The 21070-nt window shown below is 69.2% G+C and carries 19 protein-coding genes and 1 pseudogene; 14 read left to right on the top strand and 6 right to left on the bottom strand.

Annotation, left to right across the window (positions count from 1 at the left end):
- The 5 genes and pseudogenes from G3N62_RS27090 to G3N62_RS27070 all read left to right on the top strand — a co-directional run.
- Positions 1-574: pseudogene (locus G3N62_RS27090) on the top strand (branched-chain amino acid ABC transporter permease); the annotation flags it as partial.
- Positions 571-1323, top strand: coding sequence for an ABC transporter ATP-binding protein (locus G3N62_RS27085; protein ID WP_124669761.1), 753 nt, complete (start codon positions 571-573; stop codon positions 1321-1323). The pseudogene G3N62_RS27090 and the gene G3N62_RS27085, both read left to right, overlap by 4 nt.
- Positions 1320-2024 (top strand): ABC transporter ATP-binding protein, encoded by a 705-nt coding sequence (locus G3N62_RS27080; RefSeq protein ID WP_124669760.1) that lies wholly within the window; start codon positions 1320-1322, stop codon positions 2022-2024. The genes G3N62_RS27085 and G3N62_RS27080 overlap by 4 nt, the downstream gene beginning before the upstream one ends.
- Positions 2006-2179, top strand: coding sequence for a hypothetical protein (locus G3N62_RS27075; protein WP_156444742.1), 174 nt, complete (start codon positions 2006-2008; stop codon positions 2177-2179). Before G3N62_RS27080 ends, G3N62_RS27075 begins: the two co-directional genes overlap by 19 nt.
- Before the next feature lie 4 nt (positions 2180-2183).
- Positions 2184-2930 carry a glucose 1-dehydrogenase gene (locus tag G3N62_RS27070; RefSeq protein ID WP_034191189.1) on the top strand — a complete coding sequence of 249 codons (747 nt, stop codon included), beginning with the start codon at positions 2184-2186 and terminating at the stop codon, positions 2928-2930.
- A gap of 43 nt (positions 2931-2973) precedes the next feature.
- Here G3N62_RS27070 and G3N62_RS27065 read toward each other — a convergent pair whose 3' ends face one another.
- From G3N62_RS27065 to iolC, 5 genes are all read right to left on the bottom strand, one after another.
- The gene (locus G3N62_RS27065; protein ID WP_034191188.1) at positions 2974-3465 is read right to left on the bottom strand and encodes a heme-degrading domain-containing protein; all 492 of its coding nucleotides are present in this window, start codon (positions 3463-3465) and stop codon (positions 2974-2976) included.
- Positions 3466-3544: 79 nt separating this feature from the next.
- A complete protein-coding gene (gene iolB / locus G3N62_RS27060; RefSeq protein WP_034191187.1) occupies positions 3545-4363 on the bottom strand; it encodes a 5-deoxy-glucuronate isomerase in 819 nt (272 codons plus the stop codon).
- Between the two features lie 36 nt (positions 4364-4399).
- Complete coding sequence (gene iolE, locus G3N62_RS27055) at positions 4400-5329, bottom strand: myo-inosose-2 dehydratase (protein WP_124669759.1); 930 nt, start codon at positions 5327-5329, stop codon at positions 4400-4402.
- 61 nt (positions 5330-5390) lie between these two features.
- Entirely contained in the window at positions 5391-7274 is a 1884-nt protein-coding gene (gene iolD, locus G3N62_RS27050; RefSeq protein WP_124669758.1) for a 3D-(3,5/4)-trihydroxycyclohexane-1,2-dione acylhydrolase (decyclizing), read from the bottom strand.
- 46 nt (positions 7275-7320) lie between these two features.
- Positions 7321-9279, bottom strand: coding sequence for a 5-dehydro-2-deoxygluconokinase (gene iolC / locus G3N62_RS27045; protein WP_124669757.1), 1959 nt, complete (start codon positions 9277-9279; stop codon positions 7321-7323).
- A gap of 306 nt (positions 9280-9585) precedes the next feature.
- On the opposite strand from iolC, the gene G3N62_RS27040 reads away from it, so the two are divergent.
- From G3N62_RS27040 to G3N62_RS27005, 8 genes are all read left to right on the top strand, one after another.
- The gene (locus G3N62_RS27040) at positions 9586-10512 is read left to right on the top strand and encodes a sugar ABC transporter substrate-binding protein (RefSeq protein WP_034191183.1); all 927 of its coding nucleotides are present in this window, start codon (positions 9586-9588) and stop codon (positions 10510-10512) included.
- 68 nt (positions 10513-10580) lie between these two features.
- Complete coding sequence (locus G3N62_RS27035) at positions 10581-12158, top strand: sugar ABC transporter ATP-binding protein (RefSeq protein ID WP_069706077.1); 1578 nt, start codon at positions 10581-10583, stop codon at positions 12156-12158.
- 27 nt (positions 12159-12185) lie between these two features.
- Positions 12186-13211, top strand: coding sequence for an ABC transporter permease (locus G3N62_RS27030; protein ID WP_124669756.1), 1026 nt, complete (start codon positions 12186-12188; stop codon positions 13209-13211).
- A 43-nt stretch (positions 13212-13254) separates the two neighbouring features.
- A complete protein-coding gene (locus G3N62_RS27025; protein ID WP_124669755.1) occupies positions 13255-14166 on the top strand; it encodes a sugar phosphate isomerase/epimerase in 912 nt (303 codons plus the stop codon).
- A 59-nt stretch (positions 14167-14225) separates the two neighbouring features.
- Positions 14226-15239, top strand: coding sequence for a Gfo/Idh/MocA family oxidoreductase (locus tag G3N62_RS27020; RefSeq protein ID WP_034191179.1), 1014 nt, complete (start codon positions 14226-14228; stop codon positions 15237-15239).
- Positions 15240-15268: 29 nt separating this feature from the next.
- On the top strand, positions 15269-16195 hold the full coding sequence (locus G3N62_RS27015; RefSeq protein ID WP_069706079.1) for a TIM barrel protein: 927 nt from the start codon (positions 15269-15271) through the stop codon (positions 16193-16195).
- Between the two features lie 32 nt (positions 16196-16227).
- The gene (locus G3N62_RS27010; protein WP_034191177.1) at positions 16228-17400 is read left to right on the top strand and encodes a Gfo/Idh/MocA family oxidoreductase; all 1173 of its coding nucleotides are present in this window, start codon (positions 16228-16230) and stop codon (positions 17398-17400) included.
- Positions 17401-17687: 287 nt separating this feature from the next.
- Complete coding sequence (locus G3N62_RS27005) at positions 17688-18572, top strand: MurR/RpiR family transcriptional regulator (protein ID WP_034191176.1); 885 nt, start codon at positions 17688-17690, stop codon at positions 18570-18572.
- A 57-nt stretch (positions 18573-18629) separates the two neighbouring features.
- Here G3N62_RS27005 and G3N62_RS27000 read toward each other — a convergent pair whose 3' ends face one another.
- On the bottom strand, positions 18630-20150 hold the full coding sequence (locus tag G3N62_RS27000) for a CoA-acylating methylmalonate-semialdehyde dehydrogenase (RefSeq protein ID WP_034191175.1): 1521 nt from the start codon (positions 20148-20150) through the stop codon (positions 18630-18632).
- Positions 20151-20259: 109 nt separating this feature from the next.
- Here G3N62_RS27000 and G3N62_RS26995 point away from each other — a divergent pair.
- Positions 20260-21070 (top strand): LysR family transcriptional regulator (locus tag G3N62_RS26995; RefSeq protein WP_206141348.1); only part of this gene is annotated, 811 nt, incomplete at its 3' end.

The following is a 21070-nucleotide window of genomic DNA, read 5'->3' as shown; positions in this document are numbered from 1 at the left end:
CTGCGCGTCGTTCTTCGCGGGCATCGCGGGCACGTTGACGCTGATCGACATCGAGATCGCGACGCCCGACAGCGTGTCGATGGCGCGCTCGGCGACCGTGCTGATCGCCGCGGTGATCGGCGGTACCGGCGCGTTCTTCGGGCCCGCGGCCGGCGCCGCGGTGCTGACCGCGCTGAGCATCGGTGTCGCGGGCGTGTCGCGCGCGTGGGCGCTGTATCTCGGCGTGCTGTTCGTCGCGATCGTCGTGGCCGCGCCGCGCGGGCTCGCGGGCATCGCGCAGGCGCTCGTGCATGCGATGCGGCGCGATGCGCCGGCGCCCGAGCGGTGGCGCATGCTGTGCGCGCTCGGCGCGTGCGTGTTCTGGGCCGTCGCGATCGTCTGCGCGGGCGAGCTCGGTTATGCGTGGCGCTTCGCGCGGGACGACGGCACGGGCCTCGCGTTCGGCGCATGGGGCATCGACGCCGATACGCCGGCCGGCTGGGCCGTCGCGTGCTCGGCGGCCGGCATCGGCACGCTGCTGTGGGGCTGGCGCGCGCGGTTCGCGCGGGCCGGCAAGCGGGAGGACGTGCGATGAACGGCAATGCGATCGCGCTGCAGGGCGTCGTGCAGCGCTTCGGCGCGCAGACCGTGCTCGACGGCGTCGAACTGAGCATCGCGGCCGGCGAGCGCCATGCGTTGATCGGGCCGAACGGCGCGGGCAAGTCGACGCTGTTCGGCGTGATTGCCGGTGCGGTACGGCCGACGCGCGGGCGTGTCGTGCTGCACGGCGTCGACCTGCGCGGGCGCGGGCCCGTCGTCGCGAGCCGCCTCGGCGTCGGCCGCAGTTTCCAGCAAACGAGCGCGTTCGCGCGGCTGACCGTGTTCGACAACCTGCGTTGCGCGGCGCTGCATGCGCCGGCCGAACGGCGGCGCTGGTGGAACCGGCTGCGCGAATCGGCGGCGATCGATCTCGCGGCCGCGCGCGTGCTGCGCGACATCGGGCTCGAGGCGCGGCGCGACACGCCGGCCGCCGAACTGAGCTACGCGGAACAGCGCGCGCTCGATCTCGGAATCGCGCTCGCGAGCGGCGCCCGCACGCTGCTGCTCGACGAGCCGACGGCCGGCATGAGCCGCGCGCAGGCGGCGCGGATGATCGCGCTGATCCGCGCGACGACGCAGGGCCGCACGGTGCTGATGATCGAGCACGACATGGATGCGGTGTTCGGTTTCGCCGAACGCATCACGGTGCTCGTCCGCGGCGCGGTCGTCGCGACCGGTGCGCCCGATACGATCCGCGCCGATCCGCGCGTGCGTGCCGCGTACCTGGGCGAAGGCCGCGCATGAACGCACTGCTCGACATTCGCGGCCTGCGCGCGTGGTACGGATTGCAGCCCGTGCTCGACGGCGTCGATCTCGCGCTCGCGCCGGGCGAGACGCTCGCGCTGCTCGGCCGCAACGGCTCGGGCCGCTCGACACTCGCGAAGGCCGTGATGGGGCTCGTGCGCACGGCCGGGTCGGTGCGCATCGCGGGCGCCGAATGCGCGGGCGCGCGTACGTTCGAGATCGCACGGCGCGGCGTGGCTTACGTGGCCGAAAGCCGTGACGTGTTCCCGCTGCTGACGGTACGCGACAACCTGCGGCTCGGATTGCGCGGCGCACGCGGCCCGGCCGAACGCGCGGCGCTCGACCGCCTGTTCGACCGCTTTCCGCTGCTGGCCGCACGCGCGGACGTGAAAGCGGGGCGGCTGTCGGGCGGCGAGCAGCAGGTGCTCGCGTTGGTGCGGGCCCTGGCGGGCCGCCCGCGGGTGCTGATCGTCGACGAGCCGGCCGAGGGGCTCGCGCCGCTCGCGGTCGACGAGGTCGGTGCCTGCCTCGCCGCGCTGCAGGCCGACGGCGTCGCGATCGTGCTGATCGAGCAGCGCCTGCAGTTCGCGCCGCGGCTCGCGCGGCGGGTCGCGGTGATGGGGCGGGGACAGATCGTCTACGACGGCGCGCTCGACGATCTGGGCGGCGAGGTCGCCGACGCATGGCTGAGTGCCGGCTGACCGCGCGCGATCGATTGTTCGGCAAACGCCGCCAGTCAATTCGTGTCGGGCCGCTTTATCGCCGCCGCGACGCGCCGTACATTGCCAGTCATGCCGGTCGCCGCGGCAACGCGGCATCGGCGCCCACCATCGAATGTCTTCTGACCGAGGAATGAAATCATGAGCAAGCTGGCAAACAAGGTAGCGATCGTCACGGGCGCATCGAAGGGCATCGGCGCGGCCATCGCGAAGGCACTGGCCGCGGAAGGCGCGTCGGTCGTCGTCAATTACGCGAGCAGCAAGGCCGGCGCCGACGCGGTCGTGAGCGCGATCGTCGAGGCGGGCGGCCGCGCGGTCGCGGTCGGCGGCGACGTGGCGAAGGCCGCCGACGCGCAGCGCATCGTCGATACGGCGATCGATACGTACGGCCGTCTCGACGTGCTCGTCAACAATTCCGGCGTGTACGAATTCGCGCCGATCGAGGCGATCACCGAGGAACACTACCGCCGGCAGTTCGACACGAACGTGTTCGGTGTGCTGCTGACGACGCAGGCGGCCGTCAAGCATCTCGGCGAAGGCGCGAGCATCATCAACATCAGCTCGGTGGTGACCAGCATCACGCCGCCGGCGAGCGCCGTGTACAGCGGCACGAAGGGCGCGGTCGACGCGATCACCGGCGTGCTCGCGCTCGAACTCGGCCCGCGCAAGATCCGCGTGAACGCGATCAACCCGGGCATGATCGTGACCGAAGGCACGCACAGCGCGGGTATCATCGGCTCCGATCTCGAAAAGCAGGTGCTCGGCGAGACGCCGCTCGGCCGTCTCGGCGAGCCGAACGACATCGCGTCGGTCGCCGTGTTCCTCGCCTCGGACGATGCACGCTGGATGACCGGCGAGCACCTCGTCGTGAGCGGCGGGTTGAACTGATCGCGCCACGCGCGGCATCGGCCCGCACGGGCCGGCCGCGCGGTTACGCGATCATCGCCAGCGCGTTCGCGCCGACGTGCCAGCGCAGGCTCTCGACGACGAGCGCGTGGTTGCGTTCGGACTCGAGTCCGGCGATCGTCATCGCACCGACGATGCCGGCGCCGGCGACGCGTAACGGTACGCCGCCGCCGTCGAGCGCATAGTCGTCGTCCGACAGCCCCTGCGACTGCAGCGACCAGCCGGCGTGCCGGAAGCGCGCGCCGACTTCGAGTGAGCTCAGGCCGAAGCGCAGCACCGTGTTCTGCCGGCGGCGGATCGCGTCGTTGTCGCGCGCGCCGCTGCCGTCGAGCGCGCAGTAGAACAGCGGCGCCTTGCCGACGATGCCGACCGCGATCGGCAGCCCGCGGCGCGACGCGATGTTGACCGCGATTTCCCCGAGCCGGCGCGCGACGTCGGCATTGAAGCGCGGCAACGCCGTTTCGCGCGCGCCTTCGTCGAAGGGCGCGTGATCGAGGCGCGGAAAGATCGTCACCATGGCGGCTCCGTGTCGTCGCAAATGCGGATTGCGCGCGGGTATCGCACCGCGACGGGCCGCGCGCTCGCCCGTCTTGCGCTCAGCGCTTCGGCGCCGCGTCGATCATCCATTCGTGCGCGGGATCGTTCTTGAACGCCCATGCGCGGCTCGGCCCGGCCATCACGTTCAGGTAGTACAGGTTGTAGCCGTGCGGCGCGACGACCGGGTGGTAACCGCGCGGCACCATCACGACGTCGTGGTTCTCGACCGCGCACGCTTCGTCGAGGCTGCGGTCGTCCGTGTACACGCGCTGGAACGCGAAACCCTGCGGCGGATCGATCCGGTGATAGTAGGTTTCCTCGAGCGACGTCTCGTCGGGCGCCGCGTCGCGATCGTGCTTGTGCGGCGGATAGCTGCTCGAATGGCTGGCAGGCGTGACGACTTCGACCACGAGCAGCCGGTCGGCCGCCGGGTTGTCGCCCATCAGGATGTCGCACACGTAGCGCGTGTTGGTGCCTTGCCCGCGCACCGAGCGGCGCATCCGTTCGCCGTCGAGGCGTTGCACGGGCTTGTCGCCGCTTGCGTAGGGCGCGGTGCACAACGCGATTTCCGCGTCGCGCGTCGCGACCAGCGTGACGGTCTTGCCGCCCGGCACGTACAGCGCGTCCGGCGACACCTCTTCGAAGACGCTGTCGCGCTTGCCGAGCGCATCGTGGGTTGCGCCGTCGACTTCGGCGCGCACCGTGCCCGTCAGCACGACGACGCACAGCTCGCGCGTGCCGGTGTCGAGCGTTTCCGTGTCGCCGGCCTTCAGGCGCAGCGCGCGAAAGCCGACATGCTTCCAGCCGGCCGACTCGGGCGTGACGTTGCAGATTTCGCGGTCGGCGGATGCCTTGACCAGCAGGGGAGAAATCGTCATGGGGTGGGGCTCCGCAATGGAAGGGGGCTCAATCGCTCACGCACTCAACCGGTCGACGATCGCGCGCAGCGACGTGTAGCCCTTTTTCGCATACGCATAGCTCGGCGCGACGGCCGGATCCTGCTCGGCCTCGACGACGAGCCAGCCTTCGTAGCCGGCGTCCTTCAGCGTGCGCAGCGTCGCGTCGTAATCGAGCGCGCCGTCGCCCGGCACCGTGAACGTGCCGTTGATCACGCCGTTCAGGAAGCTCCAGCCGTCGTTGCGCGCCTGCGTGACGACCTGCGGCCGCACGTCCTTGCAATGCACGTGCGCGACGCGCGACACGTGCTTCTTCAGCAGCGCGACGGGGTCGGCCGCGCCGCCGAAATACGCGTGGCCGGTATCGAACAGCAGGAACACCTTCGTCGGGTCGGTCAGCGCCATCAGCCGGTCGACGTCGTCGGGCGACTCGACGTACGCGCCCATGTGGTGATGGTAGGCGAGCTTGATCCCGTACGTGTCGAGCAGGTGCGCGCCGAACGCGTCGAGGCGTGCCGCGTAGCGTCGCCAGGCGTCGTCGTCGACGAAACGCGGCCGTTTCGCGACCGGCGTGTCGATGCTGCCCTGGATCGTGCCCGCGCATTCGCCATAGACCACGACCTTCACGTCGTTGAACTGCAGCTTCGTCAGGTGCGCGCGGCAGCGCTCGATTTCGGCCGCGACCGCCTCGGCGTCGCTCATGCCCGGTTCGACTTCCGCGAGGAAGCCCGAATACCAGCCGGACACGCACACGAGGCCGAATTCGGCGAGCTTCGCCTTCAGTGCGGGGCCCGTCTTCGGAAACTTGTTGCCGAGCTCGAAGCCCGCATAGCCGATTTCGGCGCCTTCCTTCAGCGCCGTTTCGAGCGGCGTCTCGCCGCCGAGCGACGGCAGGTCGTCGTTCATCCACGACAGGGGATTGATGCCGATGCGGACGTTCCAGCTCATGACTTGCTTCCTTGGTTCGGAGGGTGTTCTTGTCGGGTGCTTTAGCGGGCGGCGGGCGCGGTCAGCGCCGCTGCCGGGTTTTCGCGTCGAGATACGCGCGGTGCGCCGCGTCGACGCCGGCGCGTGCGGATACCTGCGGCACCGCGACTTCCCACCACGCGCCGCCGTCGTCGGTCGTGCGCCGGTGGGTGGTGTCGATCACGAGCACCTGGCTCTTCCTCGCCGCGCGGGCGCGCTTCATCTCGTGGCGCAATTCGACGATGTCGCGCACGTGCACGGCTTCGGCGCCCATCGCGCGCGCATGCATCGCGAAGTCGATCGTCGAGCGTTCGCCGCCTTCGGGCACGCAGTCGTCGAGCATGTTGTTGAAGCTCGCGCCGCCGCAGTTCAGCTGCAGCCGCTCGATGCAGCCGTAGCCGCGGTTGTCGAGGATCACGACGATCAGCTTGCGGCCGAGCATCACGGACGTCGCGAGCTCCGCGTTGAGCATCATGTACGAGCCGTCGCCGACGATCACGATCACCTCGCGCTCGGGCCGGGCGAGCTTCGCGCCGAGGCCGCCCGCCACTTCGTAGCCCATGCACGAGTACGCATAGTCCATGTGATAGTTGCCCGGCACGCCGCTGCGCCACAGCTTGTGCAGCTCGGCCGGCAGCGTGCCGGCCGCGCAGACGACGAGGTCGTCGCGTGCGCTGTCGCGTCCCGCGTCGGCCGCGGAGTCGCGCACCGCGCCGATCACTTCCGCGTCGTACGGCAGCGTGTCCTTCGGGATGCGCGTCGTCAGCTCGGTCACGCGCGCGTTCCACGCGGCGGCCTGGTCGCGGTTCGCGGCCGTCCACGCGGGATCGGCGTGCCAGCCGGCCAGCGCGCCCGACAGCTGGCCGAGGCCCGTGCGTGCGTCGGCGATCAGTTGCCGGCCGCGTTTCTTGCCCGCGTCGAACGGCTGCACGTTCAGGCTCAGCAGCGTCGCGTCGCCGTACAGCGCATGCGAGCCGGTCGTGAAATCCTGCAGCCGCGTGCCGACCGCGAACACGACTTCGGCCTGCGCGGCCGCGCGGTTCGCGGCGGGCGAGCCCGTCACGCCGATCGATCCGAGGTTCAGCGGGTGATCCCACGCGAGGCTGCCCTTGCCGGCCTGCGATTCGGCGACCGGCACGCCGTGCGTGTCGGCGAACGCGCGCAGCGCGTCCCACGCCTGGCTGTACAGCACGCCGCCGCCGGCCACGATCAGCGGTTTCTTCGCGGCCTTCAGCACGTCGAGGGCGTCGGCGAGTTCGAGCGCGTCGGCCGGCGGCCGGCGCATCCGGATCACCGGCGGCGCGAAGAAATCCTCGGGCCAGTCGTACGCGAAGGTCTGCACGTCTTGCGGCAGCGCGAGACAGACGGGGCCGCACTGCGCGGGATCGGTCATCACCTGGATCGCACGCGGCAGCGCGACGAGCAGTTGCTCGGGCGACGTGATGCGGTCGAAGTAGCGCGTCACGGGCCGGAAGCAGTCGTTCGCGCTGACGTCGCCCTGCTCGAAATCCTCGACCTGCTGCAGCACGGGGTCGGGCAGCCGCGACACGAACACGTCGCCGGGCAGCAGCAACAGCGGCAGCCGGCCGACGTGCGCGAGCGCGGCGGAGGTCAGCATGTTGGTCGCGCCGGGGCCGATGCTCGACGTCGCGGCCATCATCCGCTGGCGGAAATGCGCTTTCGCGAACGCGACGGCCGCGTTGGCCATCCCCTGTTCGTTGTGCGCGCGGAACGTCGGCAGCCGGTCCCGCTCGGCATGCAGCGCTTCGCCGAGCCCGGCCACGTTGCCGTGGCCGAAGATCGCGAATACGCCGCCGCAGTACGGCAGGATGTCGGTGCGGCCGTCGGGCTGGACGACTTCGGCGCGCAGGGCGGCCAGGTAGCGCACGAGCGCCTGGCTGACGGTCAGTCTCACGGTGTGGGTCATCGTCGGTCGATAGAGAGGAGTCGGGTGGTCGTCACGGGCACGGGCATCAGGCCGCGGCGGCGGCGCGCGCGGCCGCACGGCGGCCCAGCCATGCGTCGACCAGTTGCGTGAAGTTGCCGGCGACTTCGTCGATCAGCGCCTGGTCGTCGATGCGGCCCGCGAACCAGTTCAGCGACGCGTCGGCCCACAGCGTGCGCCCGACCATGAAGCCCTTGACGATCGGGTTGGTCGCCGCGCGGAAGCTGTCGACGAGGTATTGCAGCGGCTGGTTCAGCCCGAGGATCACCGCGCCGCGGCAATGCGGGTCGCGCTCGGCGATCAGCGCGGCGAGCCGCGTCCAGCCGTCCGCGCTCAGCGGCGTGAGCTTCCACCATTCGGGCTTCACGCCGAGGTTGTAGAAGCGCGCGATCGTGCGCAGCACCGCGTCGTCCTCGGTGCCGGCCGGCGTGACCGCGCGCGGCGGAATCATCTCGAGCAGCAGCTCGTTGCCGCTGGCGCGGGTGGCTTCCCACAGTTCCAGCACGCGCTGCTCCTGCTCGACGCGCAGGTCGACGTCGTCGTCGGGGTGGTAGTGGACGAGGCATTTCACGACCTGTTCGGTCGGCCAGTGCGTGAGCGACGAGCCGACCGAGCGCGTCTCGTCGAACCGCAGCGGCCGCGAGCCCGGCAGCTCGACCGGGCGGCCGACCCACCAGCCGCGCCCGGTGGCCGACGCGAGCGCGTCGCTGCCGTAGGCGCCGCCGTCGATCAGCACGCCGACGTGGCCTTCGATCCGGCGCTCGCGCTCGACCTGCTCGACCGCGCGCACGAGCAGGCGCTTCAGCGTCCTGATGCGCGCTTCATCCGCGCCGGCCTGCACCGCGAGTTCGTAGAACTGGCTGCGGTGGTCGAACGCCATCACGCACAGGTCGTCCCATTCGCGGCGCGGCACCGTTACGCGATGCAGGTGCGCGAGCGTGCGGTCGGCATCGACCGCCGGATTGCGGCTGCCGTCGAACCAGTGCGCGAGTTCGGCCGGCGTCGGCATCGCGGCCGAGCATGCATGGCGCGACACGACGATCGCGCCGCACGCATTCGCGAGGCGCGTCGATTCGGCCCAGTCGCCGCCGCGCAGCAGCCCCGACAGCAGGCCCGACAGGAACGCGTCGCCCGCGCCGAGCACGTTGAGCACCTCGACGCGTTCGCCGACGAACGTCGGCGCGGCGTCGATGCCGGTCGGAATGTCGCCTTCGATCACGCAGCAGCCGAGTGCGCCGCGCTTGACGACCAGCGTCGCGTTCGTGATCGCGCGCACGGCCCGCAGCGACCCGATCAGGTCGTGCGGCACGCCGCCCGCGATCAGGAATTCCTCCTCGGTGCCGACCAGCAGGTCGAATTCGCCGAGCACCTGCTGCAGCTGCCGCGTGACCTGCGCGTCCGGCACGTAACGGTTCTCGCCCGCGCCGCGTGCGGTCAGCCCCCACAGCACGGGCCGGTAGTCGATGTCGAGGATCCGCACGACGCCGTGGCGGCGCGCGTAGCCGAGCGCGGTCAGCGACGCCTCGCGCGTGCCCGGCGTCGACAGGTGCGTGCCGGTGATCGCCAGCGCCCGGCAGCCGGCGATGAAGTCCTCGCGGATCTCGTCGGCGCGCACGGCCATGTCCGCGCAGTTCTCGCGCACGAACAGCAGCGGGAACGTGTCGCGATCCTTCAGCCCGAGCAGCACCAGCGCGGTGAGGCGCTCGCGGTCGGTCTGCAGCTGGCTCGTGTCACAGCCTTCGCGCTCGAGCGTCTCGCGCAGGAAGCGGCCCATCTGTTCGTCGCCGACGCGCGAAATCATCGCGGTCTTCAGCCCGAGCCGCGCGACGCCGAACGCGACGTTGCCCGACGAGCCGCCGAGATACATCTGGAAGCTGCGGGCATCTTCGAGGCGGCTGCCGTACTGCTGCGCATAGAGATCCACGGCCACGCGGCCGAGGCAGGCGAGATCGATGGGGCGGTCACTCGGAAAGTTCAGCTGGCTCATATCACGTGTCACGCTCGCGGCCGGCGGTCGACGTTGCCGGCGGATTGGGGGACCGATCCTCTGGCCGCACGCCGTGACGTGCGCTGCACGACGCGGGACTGCCTGCCGCGGGGAATCGGGCTACGGACGCAGTCTAGACTTTTTGGAAATCCAGTTCCCTAGGTGAAATCACGTAGAAATAAATTTCCAAATGTTCGAGGAAGTGATCTACAGTTCCATCCGGATGCTTCAGTCCGTATCGGACTCGGCCCGGCGGCGCGCAACGCGCCGTCTTCCGCCCCCCGGAGATGAGGAGACAGATTGATCATGAAGACCAAGCTGATGGCCGTCGCGGCCGCCGCGATCCTGGCTGCGCCGCTCGCGCATGCCGAGAAGATCGGCGTAACGATGGCGTCGTTCGACGACACGTTCCTGACCATCCTGCGCAACAGCATCGCCGATTCGGCGAAGAAGGACGGCGTGACCGTGCAGATCGAGGACGGCGGCAACGACGTCGGCAAGCAGTTGAGCCAGGTCCAGAACATGATCGCGCAGAAGGTCGACGCGATCATCGTGAACCCGGTCGATACCGACGCGACGCCGAAGATCACGAAGATGGTGACGGCCGCGAAGATCCCGCTGGTCTACGTCAACCGCAAGCCGGTCGATTTCGACAAGCTGCCGGCCGGCGTCGCGGTCGTCGCGTCCGACGAAAAGCAGTCGGGCACGCTGCAGGCGCGCCAGGTGTGCAAGCTGCTCGGCGGCAAGGGCGACATTCTCGTGCTGATGGGCGAGCTGTCCAACGAATCGGCGCGTGCCCGCACCAAGGACATCGAGGACGTGATCGCGACCAAGGACTGCGCGGGCATGAAGATCGTCGACAAGCGCGAAGGCAAGTGGAGCCGCACGCAGGGCCAGGACATCACGATGAACTGGCTGAGCTCCGGGACCAAGTTCGACGCGATCGTGTCGAACAACGACGAGATGGCGATCGGTGCGATCAACGCGCTGAAGGCCGCGCGCAAGCTGACGCCGAAGACGGTCGTCGCCGGCATCGACGCGACGCCGGACGGGCTCGCGGCGATGAAGGCCGGCGAGCTGAAGGTGTCGGTGTACCAGAACGCGATCGGGCAGGGCGCGCAGTCGGTGGCCGCCGCGCTGAAGCTCGCGAAGAAGCAGCCGGTCGACCGCTACGTGAACGTGCCGTTCGAGCTCGTGACGCCCGAGAACATGAACCAGTACGCCAAGCACTGACCGGCGGTCCGTTGAACTGCGCGGGCCCGGCATTGCCGGGTTCGCGCGCGCTTTGTCGAGGAACGTCCATGTTTACAGCCAGGGTCGCGCGCCCGATGGCCGGCGGCGATGCACCGGCCGCCTCGTCCGGCGGGTCGTCCGCCGCGCCGGCTTCTTTCGCGGCCGACTGCGTGCTCGAGGTACGCGGCGTCGGCAAGTCCTTTCCCGGCGTCGTCGCGCTCGACGGCGTGCAGTTCCGCGTGCGCCGCGGCACCGTCCACGCGCTGATGGGCGAGAACGGCGCGGGCAAGTCCACGCTGATGAAGATCATCGCGGGCGTCTACACGCCCGACCAGGGCGAAATCCTGATCAACGGCGAACCGGTCGTGCTGAACGGCCCGCTCGATGCGCTCGAGCGCGGGATCGCGATGATCCACCAGGAACTCAACCTGATGCCGTACATGACGGTCGCGGAGAACATCTGGATCCGCCGCGAACCGAAGAACCGCTTCGGCCTGATCGATCACGCCGAGCTGCGCCGCCGCACGGCCGCGCTGTTCGAACGGCTGTCGATCGACATCGATCCGGAAACCGACGTGCGCACGCTGACCGTCGCGAGCCGCCAGATGGTCGAGATCGCGAAGGCCGTGTCGTTCGACTCCGACGTGCTGATCATGGACGAGCCGACTTCCGCGCTGACCGACAAGGAAGTCACGCACCTGTTCCGGATCATTCGCCAGCTGCGCGAGCAGGGCAAGGGCATCGTCTACATCACGCACAAGATGAACGAGCTGTTCGAGATCGCCGACGAGTTCTCGGTGTTCCGCGACGGCAAGTACATCGGTACGCATGCATCGAGCGACGTCACGCGCGACGACATCATCCGCATGATGGTCGGGCGCGAGATCACGCAGATGTTCCCGAAGGAAGCGGTGCCGATCGGCGACGTCGTGCTGTCGGTGAAGGATCTCTGCGTCGACGGCGTGTTCCGCGACGTGAGCTTCGAGCTGCGCGCGGGGGAAATCCTCGGCGTCGCGGGCCTCGTCGGCTCGGGGCGCTCGAACGTCGCGGAGGCGCTGTTCGGCGTCGTGCCGGCCACGTCGGGCGAGATCCGGATCGACGGCAAGCCGGTGCGGATCGCGACGCCCGCGCAGGCGATGAAGCACGGGATGGCGTTCCTCACCGAGGACCGCAAGGACAGCGGCTGCTTCCTGAATCTCGACCTGCTCGCGAACATGGAAGCGGCCGTGCTCAGCCACCGCTACGTGAAGTTCAATTTCGTGCAGCAGGCGCAACTGAAGCGCGATTGCGAGGAAATGAGCCGGATGCTGCGCGTGAAGTCGCCGGGGCTGCACGAGGCAATCCAGAACCTGTCGGGCGGCAACCAGCAGAAGGTGCTGATCGGCCGCTGGCTGCTCACGCAGCCGCGCATCCTGATCCTCGACGAACCGACGCGCGGCATCGACGTCGGCGCGAAGGCCGAGATTCACCGGCTCGTCAGCGCGCTCGCCGGCAAGGGCGTCGCGGTGCTGATGATCTCGTCGGAAATGCCGGAAGTGCTGGGGATGAGCGATCGCGTGATGGTGATGCACGAAGGGCGCATGACCGGCATCGTCGATCGCAAGGACGCCGACCAGGTCCGCATCATGGATCTCGCGTCGCGCTGAGCCGAAACAAGATTGGAGACAACTGAAATGGGCAACCTGAATCCGGTCGCGGATGCGCAGACCATCACACTCAAGTCGCGGCACACGAAGTGGCCGCCCGAGCTGAGCATCTTCCTCGTGCTGGTCGGCATCAGCCTGTTCTTCGAGATCGTCGGCTGGATCGTCGTCGGCCAGAGCTTCCTGTTCAACGCCGAGCGGCTCGAGATCATCGTGCTGCAGATGGCCGTGATCGGCATCATCGCGGTCGGCGTGAACCTCGTGATCATCACCAGCGGGATCGACCTGTCGTCGGGGTCGGTCGTCGCGGCGGCCGCCGTCGTGTCGGCAAGCCTCGCGCAGGTGTCCGACTTCCCGCGTGCGGTGTTCCCGCACCTCACCGACCTGCCGATCGTCTGGCCGGTGCTGGCCGGCGTGTGCGTCGGGCTGCTGGTCGGCCTGCTGAACGGCACGCTGATCGCGATGACGGGCATCCCGCCGTTCATCGCGACTCTCGGCACGATGGTTGCCGCGCGCGGCTTCGCGAAGTGGTTCACCAACGGGATGCCGGTGTCGATGCTGACCGACCAGTTCGCGGCGATCGGCGCGGGCGCCAATCCGGTGATCATCTTTCTCGTGATCGCGGCGATCTTCCACGTCGTGCTGCGCTACACGCGCTTCGGCAAGTACACCTACGCGATCGGCGCGAACCGTCACGCGGCCGTCGTGTCGGGCATCAACGTCACGCGCCACCTGGTGTTCGTCTATGCGATCGCGGGCCTCTTGAGCGGGATCGCCGGCACCGTGACGGCCGCGCGCGCGATCTCGGGCCAGTCGGGCATGGGCGTGATGTACGAGCTCGATGCGATCGCGGCCGTCGTGATCGGCGGCACGTCGCTGTCGGGCGGCCTCGGCCGCGTGACGGGCACCGTGATCGGCGTGCTGATCCTCGGCGTGATGACGTCGGGCTTCACGTTCATCCGGATCGACGCGTATTACCAGGAGATGGTGAAGGGCGCGATCATCGTCGCGGCCGTGATCGCCGACCAGTACCGCAACAAGAAGAAGCGCCGCTGAGCGCGCGCGTGAGCCCGACATCCGCCTTCACGAAGGACGCCCGATGAAGATCGCACTCGACCCGTACATGATTCGCCACCTGCCGCTCGACCGGCTGCCGCATGCGGTAGCCGAACTGGGTTACGACCAGATCGAGCTGTCGCCGCGCAGCGACTTTCTCGACTGGTGGGTGATGCCGCGCGCGACGCGGGAGCGCATGGCCGGGTTCCGCCAGGCGATGCGCGCGAGCGGCGTCGGGCTCGCGTCGCTGCAGCCGATGTACCGCTGGGCGAGCCCGTTCGAGGACGAGCGGCAATGGGCCGTGCGCTGCTGGCGCAAGGCGATCGAGGTGGCGCTCGAGATGGAATGCCCGCTGATGGTGTCGGAATTCGGGCGCGGCGCGTCGCCCGAGCGTTCGGTCGGCGAGCGGCCGAGTGCGAACCCGAAGGAGCTGTGCGAAGCCGCGTGGTTCCGGTCGATGGACGAGCTGCTGCCGGTCCTCGAGCGCGAACGCATCGTGCTGTCGGTCGAGCCGCATCCCGAGGACTGGATCGAACAGCTGCAACCGGCGATCGACATCGTCACGAACCTCGGTTCGCCGTCGCTGAAGCTGTCGTATATCGCGCCGCACACGTTCTACTACGGCGACGACATGGCCGCGATGATCGCGCAGGCCGCGCCGATCCTCGCGCACGTGCGCGTGGCCGACACGTTCGACCACCGCAAGAGCAGCCAATTGCGCTACATCGTGAACCCGCCCGGCTCGAACCAGATCCGCGTGCACCAGCATCTCGACATCGGGCAGGGCGAGATCGACTGGGACGGGTTCTTCGGCGCGCTCGGCGCCGCCGGCTTCGACGGCGTGATGTCGTCGTGCGTGTTCGCGTGGGAAGACCGCGCGGAAGCCTCGTCGCGCTACATGCGCGACACGATCCAGCGCTACGTCGATCGCCATTTCGATCGCCGCGCGCGCTGACCGATTCCCGACCGGCGCGGCGGGGGCCGCGCCGCTGATGAACGACTGGAGACTTGTAGATGAGCTTGCAAATCGGCGTGATCGGCTGCGGCGCGATCGGCCAGGACCACATCCGCAGACTGACCCGCACGCTGTCCGGCGCGCGCGTCGTGGCCGTCAACGACATCGACCCGCAGCAGGCGCGCGACGCGGTGACGAAGTACGGGCTCGACGCCGAGATCTACGGCGACGGCCACGAAGTGGTCGCGGCCGCCGACGTGCAGGCCGTGCTCGTCACGTCGTGGGGGCCGACGCACGAAGCGTTCGTGCTCGACGCGATCGCGCACGGCAAGCCGGTGTTCTGCGAGAAGCCGCTGGCCGTCACGGCCGACGGTTGCATGCGGATCGTCGAAGCCGAGGTCGCGCACGGCAAGCGGCTCGTGCAGGTCGGCTTCATGCGGCCGTATGACGAAGGCTATCGCGCGCTCAAGCGCGTGATCGACAGCGGCGAGATCGGCGCACCGCTGATGCTGCATTGCGCGCATCGCAACCAGTCGGTCGGCGAGCGCTACACGACCGACATGGCGATCACCGACACGCTGATCCACGAACTCGACGTGCTGCGCTGGCTGCTGGGCGAGGACTACACGAGCGCGCAGGTCGTCTATCCGAAGAAGACGCGGCACGCGTCCGCGCATCTCGCCGATCCGCAGATCGTGCTGCTCGAAACCGCGAGCGGCGTGCGCATCGACGTCGAGATCTTCGTGAACTGCCAGTACGGCTACGACATCCAGTGCGAAGTGGTCGGCGAGCAGGGCATCGCGAAGCTGCCCGATCCGCCGGCCGTCGGGCTCAAGCACGCGGCGCGGCGGTCGGTCGAGATCATGACCGACTGGAAGGAGCGCTTCATCGCGTCGTACGACGTCGAGCTGCAGGCGTTCATCGACGGCGTGCGGCAGGGCGCGCTGACCGGGCCGTCCGCATGGGACGGCTACGCGGCGGCGGTCGCGGCCGATGCGTGCGTGCGGGCGCAGAAGAGCGGCGCGGTCGAGCCGATCGCGATGGCCGGCCGTCCCGCGTTCTATCGCGGCTGACCCGCGGCTGACCTGACGGAGCGACCGACATGACGATGAAGATTGGCTGCGCGCCCTGCTGCTGGGGCGTCGACGACGTGAAGAACCCGCACCTGCCGCCGTGGCGGCACGTGCTCGCCGAAGCCGCGCAGGCCGGTTACTCGGGCATCGAGCTTGGGCCGTACGGCTACATCCCGCTCGAACTCGACGTGGTCAGCGCCGAACTCGAGCGGCAACGCCTGAGCATCACCGCCGGCACGATCTTCGACGATCTCGTGTCGCCGGAGAACCTGCCGAACCTGCTGCGCCAGACGCGCGACATCTGCGCGCTGATCACGCGGCTGCCCAGGCTGCCGACGCAGGACGGCCAGCGCTACGCGGCGCCGTACCTGGTCGTGATCGACTGGGGCCACGAAGTGCGCGACTACGCGGCCGGCCACGGCGATCGCGCGCCGCGGCTGTCCGCCGAGCACTGGGCGCGGATGGTCGACCATATCCGGCAGATCGCAACGATCGCGCGCGACGAGTTCGGCGTGCGCGCGGTGATCCATCCGCATGCGGGCGGCTACATCGAGTTCGCGGACGAGATCGACCGGATCGTCGCCGACATTCCGGCCGAGACGGCCGGCCTGTGTCTCGACACCGGCCACCTGCATTACTCGGGCATGGACCCGGAAACCTGGCTGCGCCGCCACGCGGCGCGCCTCGACTACGTGCATTTCAAGGATATCGACGCGGCCGTGTACGACGCGGTGATGGGCGAGCACATCGCATTCTTCGCCGCCTGCGCGCGCGGCGTGATGTGCCCGATCGGCACCGGCGTGCTCGATTACCGCGCGATCCGCCAGGCGCTCGACGAGATCGGCTACGCGGGTTACATCACGATCGAGCAGGAGCGCGACCCGCGCAACGCCGCCACGAGCCTGCGCGACGTCGCCGCGAGCCGCGCGTTTCTCGCGTCGGCCGGCTTTGCCTGACCCACTGAACCCGCACCAGGAACACCACCATCATGATTGACGGACAGATTCTGCTTGGACATTCGATTCGCTGGGGCATGGTCGGCGGCGGGCTCGGCAGCCAGATCGGCTACAGCCACCGCTCGGCCGCGCTGCGCGACGGCAGCTTCCAGCTGGTTGCCGGCGCATTCGACCTCGATCCCGAACGCGGCCGCCAGTTCGGCGTGAAGCTCGGCGTCGCGGCCGAGCGCTGCTATCCCGACTACGCGACGATGTTCGACGCCGAGGCGCGGCGCCCGGACGGCATCCGCGCGGTGTCGATCGCGACGCCGAACAACACGCACTTCGCGATCTGCCGCGCCGCGCTGAACGCGGGGCTGCACGTGGTCTGCGAGAAGCCGCTGTGCTTCACGACCGAGGAGGCCGAGGCGCTGCAGCGGCTGTCGGTCGAGAAGAACCGGATCGTCGGCGTCGCGTACGGCTACTCGGGACACCAGATGATCGAGCAGGCGCGCGAGATGATCGCGCGCGGCGAGCTCGGCGAGATCCGCATCGTGCAGATGCAGTTCGCGCACGGCTTCCACAGCGAAGGCGTCGAGGCCGCGAGCGCGGCCGCGCGCTGGCGCGTCGACCCGAAGTTCGCGGGCCCGAGCTACGTGCTCGGCGACATCGGCACGCATCCGCTGTACATCTCCGAGGTGATGGCGCCGGAACTGAAGATCCGGCGGCTGATGTGTTCGCGGCAGAGCTTCGTGAAGAGCCGCGCGCCGCTCGAGGACAACGCGTTTACGATCATGGAGTACGACACCGGCGCGGTCGGCTACGTGTGGTCGAGCGCGGTGAACGCCGGCTCGATGCACGGCCAGAAGGTGCGCGTGATCGGCTCGAAGGCGAGCATCGAATGGTGGGACGAGCATCCGAACCAGTTGCGCTACGAAGTGCAGGGCCAGCCCGCGCAGGTGCTCGATCGCGGGATGGGCTACCTGCATCCGCAGGCGCTGCACGAGGACCGCATCGGCGCCGGGCATCCGGAAGGGCTGTTCGAGGCATGGTCGAATCTCTACGCGCGGTTCGCGCGTGCGATGGATGCGGCCGATCGCGGCGACGCCGACGCGTTGAAGCAGATCCGTTATCCGGACGTTCACGCCGGCGTCGAGGGCGTACGCTGGGTCGAGCACTGCGTGCGCTCCGCCGACGCGGGCGGCGTGTGGGTCGACTATCGGTGAGCGGGGCGGGCCGGCCGCGCGGGCTGCGTCACGTGCGCACCGGCGGCCGGCCCCGGTACTCGGTACACGCCCTAATCTTTACGACGCCGCGAGCGCGTTGGACAATCGCTTCCAGCCTTGCCGTGGAGCGTGTGCAAGTGATGATCGAGCGCGTGGGAGCGAGCGTGCGGCGCGGGCCGTGCCGCAAACGTGATTAAATTCGCCCTTCATGCATGTATCCAGGTGAGTTCCGGGCCGCGTCCGCCAGCATCGCGCGCGCATCGGGGCCGTCAACTTCGCGCTATCCGATGAGTTCATCCGAGAAACCTCCCGCCACCGTCGAGCAGTTCCTGCAGCATCTGACGCAGGAGTACGACGGCCTCAGCAATCGCCTGAAGGTGATCGCGCGCCACGTGGAAACGCATCGGGACCAGCTGGGCCTGGAAGGCATCCAGTCGCTCGCGGAGGCGTGCGGCGTCCAGCCGTCGGCCGTCGTCCGCTTTGCGAAGCACTTCGGCTTCTCCGGCTTCTCCGAGATGCAGCGGCTGTTCCGCGAAGGGCTCGCGCAGCAGATCGCGCCCGGGCGAGCGTACAACCTGCGGCTGCGCGACGTGATCGAAGCGGGCTCGTCGAGCCTGCAGCCCGAACAGATCGCCGACGAATTCATCAAGGGCAGCATCGCGGGCATGCAGCAATTGCGGCAGACGCTCGATTCTCGGGCGCTCGCGCAGGCCGTCGACCTGCTCGCCGATACGCAGGCGATCTGGATTGCCGGTTCGCGGCGCGCGTTTCCGATCGCCGTGTATCTCGACTACGCGCTGCAGCACACCGACAAGCGCATCGGCCTCTTCAGCGCGCTCGGCAGCATGCATCTCGGGCAGATCCGCTCGGTGCGCGCGGGCGACGTGATGATCGTGATCTCGTTCATGCCGTATGCGGAGGAAACCGTCCAGGTCGCGCAGCAGGCCGTGCAGCGCGGCGCGCGCGTGATCGCGATCACCGACAGCCGGATGAGCCCGCTTGCGCGGGAGGCCGAGGTGACGCTGATGGTGCAGGACAGCGAGACGTTCGGTTTTCGTGCGCTGACGGCCACGATGGGTCTCGCGCAGAGCCTGTTCGTCGCGCTCGCATACCGGCTCGAGCTGTCGTACCGGCCGACCGCCGACGGCGCGCACGGCACCAAGGCCGGCTGACGTGTTGCGGCGGCGCACCGCCCGCGATCTCGATCGGCGGGCGGCGCGCCGGCCGGCTTACTTCGCGGTCGGCATCGCGAATTCGGCGCCCTTGCCGATGCTCGACGACCAGCGCTGCATCACCGATTTCTGGCGCGTGTAGAAGCGCACGCCTTCCTCGCCGTACGCGTGCATGTCGCCGAACAGGCTCTTTTTCCAGCCGCCGAAGCCGTGCCATGCCATCGGCACCGGGATCGGCACGTTGATGCCGACCATGCCGACCTGGATGCGCTGCGCGAATTCGCGCGCGATGCCGCCGTCGCTCGTGAAGCACGACACGCCGTTGCCGAACTCGTGCGCATTGATCAGGTCGACCGCTTCGCCGAAATCCTTCACGCGCACGCAGCCGAGCACGGGCCCGAAGATTTCTTCCTTGTAGATCCGCATGCCGGGCGTTACGTGATCGAACAGCGTGCCGCCGGTGAAGAAGCCTGACTCGCGGCCCGGCACGCGCAGCCCGCGGCCGTCGACCACCAGTTGCGCGCCTTCGTTCACGCCTTGCTCGATATAACCCTCGATGCGCTTCAGCGCCTCGCCGGTGACGATCGGCCCCATCTCGACTTCCGGCGACATGCCGTCGCCGATCACCAGCTTGCGGGCGCGCTCGGCGATGGCCGGCACGATCCGGTCGGCCACGTCGCCGACCAGCACCGCGATGCTGATCGCCATGCAACGCTCGCCGGCCGAGCCGTACGCGGCGCCGATCAGCGCGTCGACGGCCTGCTCGAGGTTCGCATCGGGCATCACGACCAGATGGTTCTTCGCGCCGCCGAGCGCCTGCACGCGCTTGCCGGACTGCACCGCGCGCTGCTGGACGTAGGCCGCGATCGGCGTCGAGCCGACGAAGCTGACGGCCTGCACGTCGGGGTGGTCGAGCAGCGCGTCGACCGCGCCCTTGTCGCCCTGCACGACGTTGAACACGCCGGCCGGCAGCCCGGCCTGCGTGAGCAGGTCGGCGATGAACAGCGCGGCCGACGGGTCGCGCTCGCTCGGCTTCAGCACGAACGTGTTGCCCGTCGCGATCGCGACCGGGAACATCCAGCACGGCACCATGCACGGGAAGTTGAACGGCGTGATGCCCGCGACGACGCCGAGCGGCTGGCGCATCGTCCAGTTGTCGATGCCGGTGCTGACCTGGTCGGTGAAGTCGCCCTTCAGCAGTTGCGGCACGCCGCACGCGAATTCGATGATGTCGATGCCGCGCGCGACTTCGCCCTGCGCGTCGGAGAACACCTTGCCGTGCTCGGCCGTGATGATCGCCGCGAGCGTGTCGCGGTGTTCGTTCATCAGCTGCAGGAAGCGGTGCAGCACGCGTGCGCGGCGGATCGGCGGCGTCGCGGCCCAGGCCGGGAACGCGGCATGGGCCGACGCGACGGCCCGCTGCACTTCGCTGGCGTCGGCGAGCGCGACGCGGCGCACCGCGCGGCCGAGCGACGGATTGAGGACGTCCTGGAAGCGGCCGCTGCGGCCGGCCGCGGGCGCGCCGTCGACATAGTGGCCGACGTCGGCGTCGGACGTGTAGGCGGGAACCGGATTCATCGTGTCTCCTGGGGATGAGGGGGGAACAGGGCCCAGTCTAGGGAAACCGGCAGGGCGGGAGAAGGCCGCGAAACTTGATTCACTGTTCAGAATTCTGAATAATCGGCGAATGAATCAGCAAAATGTCCAGGCGCTCTGGCCGCACATCCATTCGCTGACGGTGCTGGCCGCGGCCGGCAGTTTCACGGCGGCCGCGCAGCGGCTCGGCATCAGCAAGGCCGCGATGAGCCAGCGCATCGCCGATCTCGAAAAGGCGGCCGGCGTGCCGCTCGTGCGCCGCACGACGCGCAGCGTGCGGCTCACCGATGCGGGCCAGACGCTCGTCGACAGCACGCGCGATGCGTTCGAGTCGATCGGGCAGCACTTCGCGCGCGTGAAGGACCTGGCCGGCGAGCCGCGCGGCCTGCTGCGCCTGACGGTGCCGGTCGCGCTCGGGCGCCAGCAGGTCGTGCCGCACCTGCCCGATTTCCTGCGGCAGCATCCGGGCGTGCAGATCGAGCTCGACCTGTCGGATCGGCTGCATTCGCTGACGCAGGAGGGTTTCGATCTCGCGATTCGCCATACGACCACCGCGCCGCAGACCCACGTCGCGTGGAAGCTGTGCGACACGCGCTCGCTGCTGGTCGCGAGCCGCGACTATCTCGATGCGCGCGGCGCGCCGCGCCATCCGAACGAACTCGTCGACCACAGCTGCCTGTGCTACCTGCGCGACCACGAGCCGGCCGCGTGGAGCTTCGAGCTGCACGGCCGGCGGCGCGAGCGCGTGAGCGTGCCCGTGCGCGGCAGTTTCGCGGCGAACAACAGCGAGGCGATGCGCGAGGCCGCGCTCGGCGGGCTCGGCATCGCGCTGCTGCCGGATTTCAGCGCGCGGCGCGATCTCGACGCCGGCCGGCTCGTCGCGCTGCTCGACGGCTGGCGGA

This window comes from Burkholderia sp. Tr-20355 (assembly GCF_017104685.1).
Classification (GTDB): Bacteria; Pseudomonadota; Gammaproteobacteria; order Burkholderiales; family Burkholderiaceae; genus Burkholderia; species Burkholderia seminalis.
Note: the sequence above shows the minus strand (reverse complement) of the source record. Positions and strands in the feature narration are given on the sequence as shown.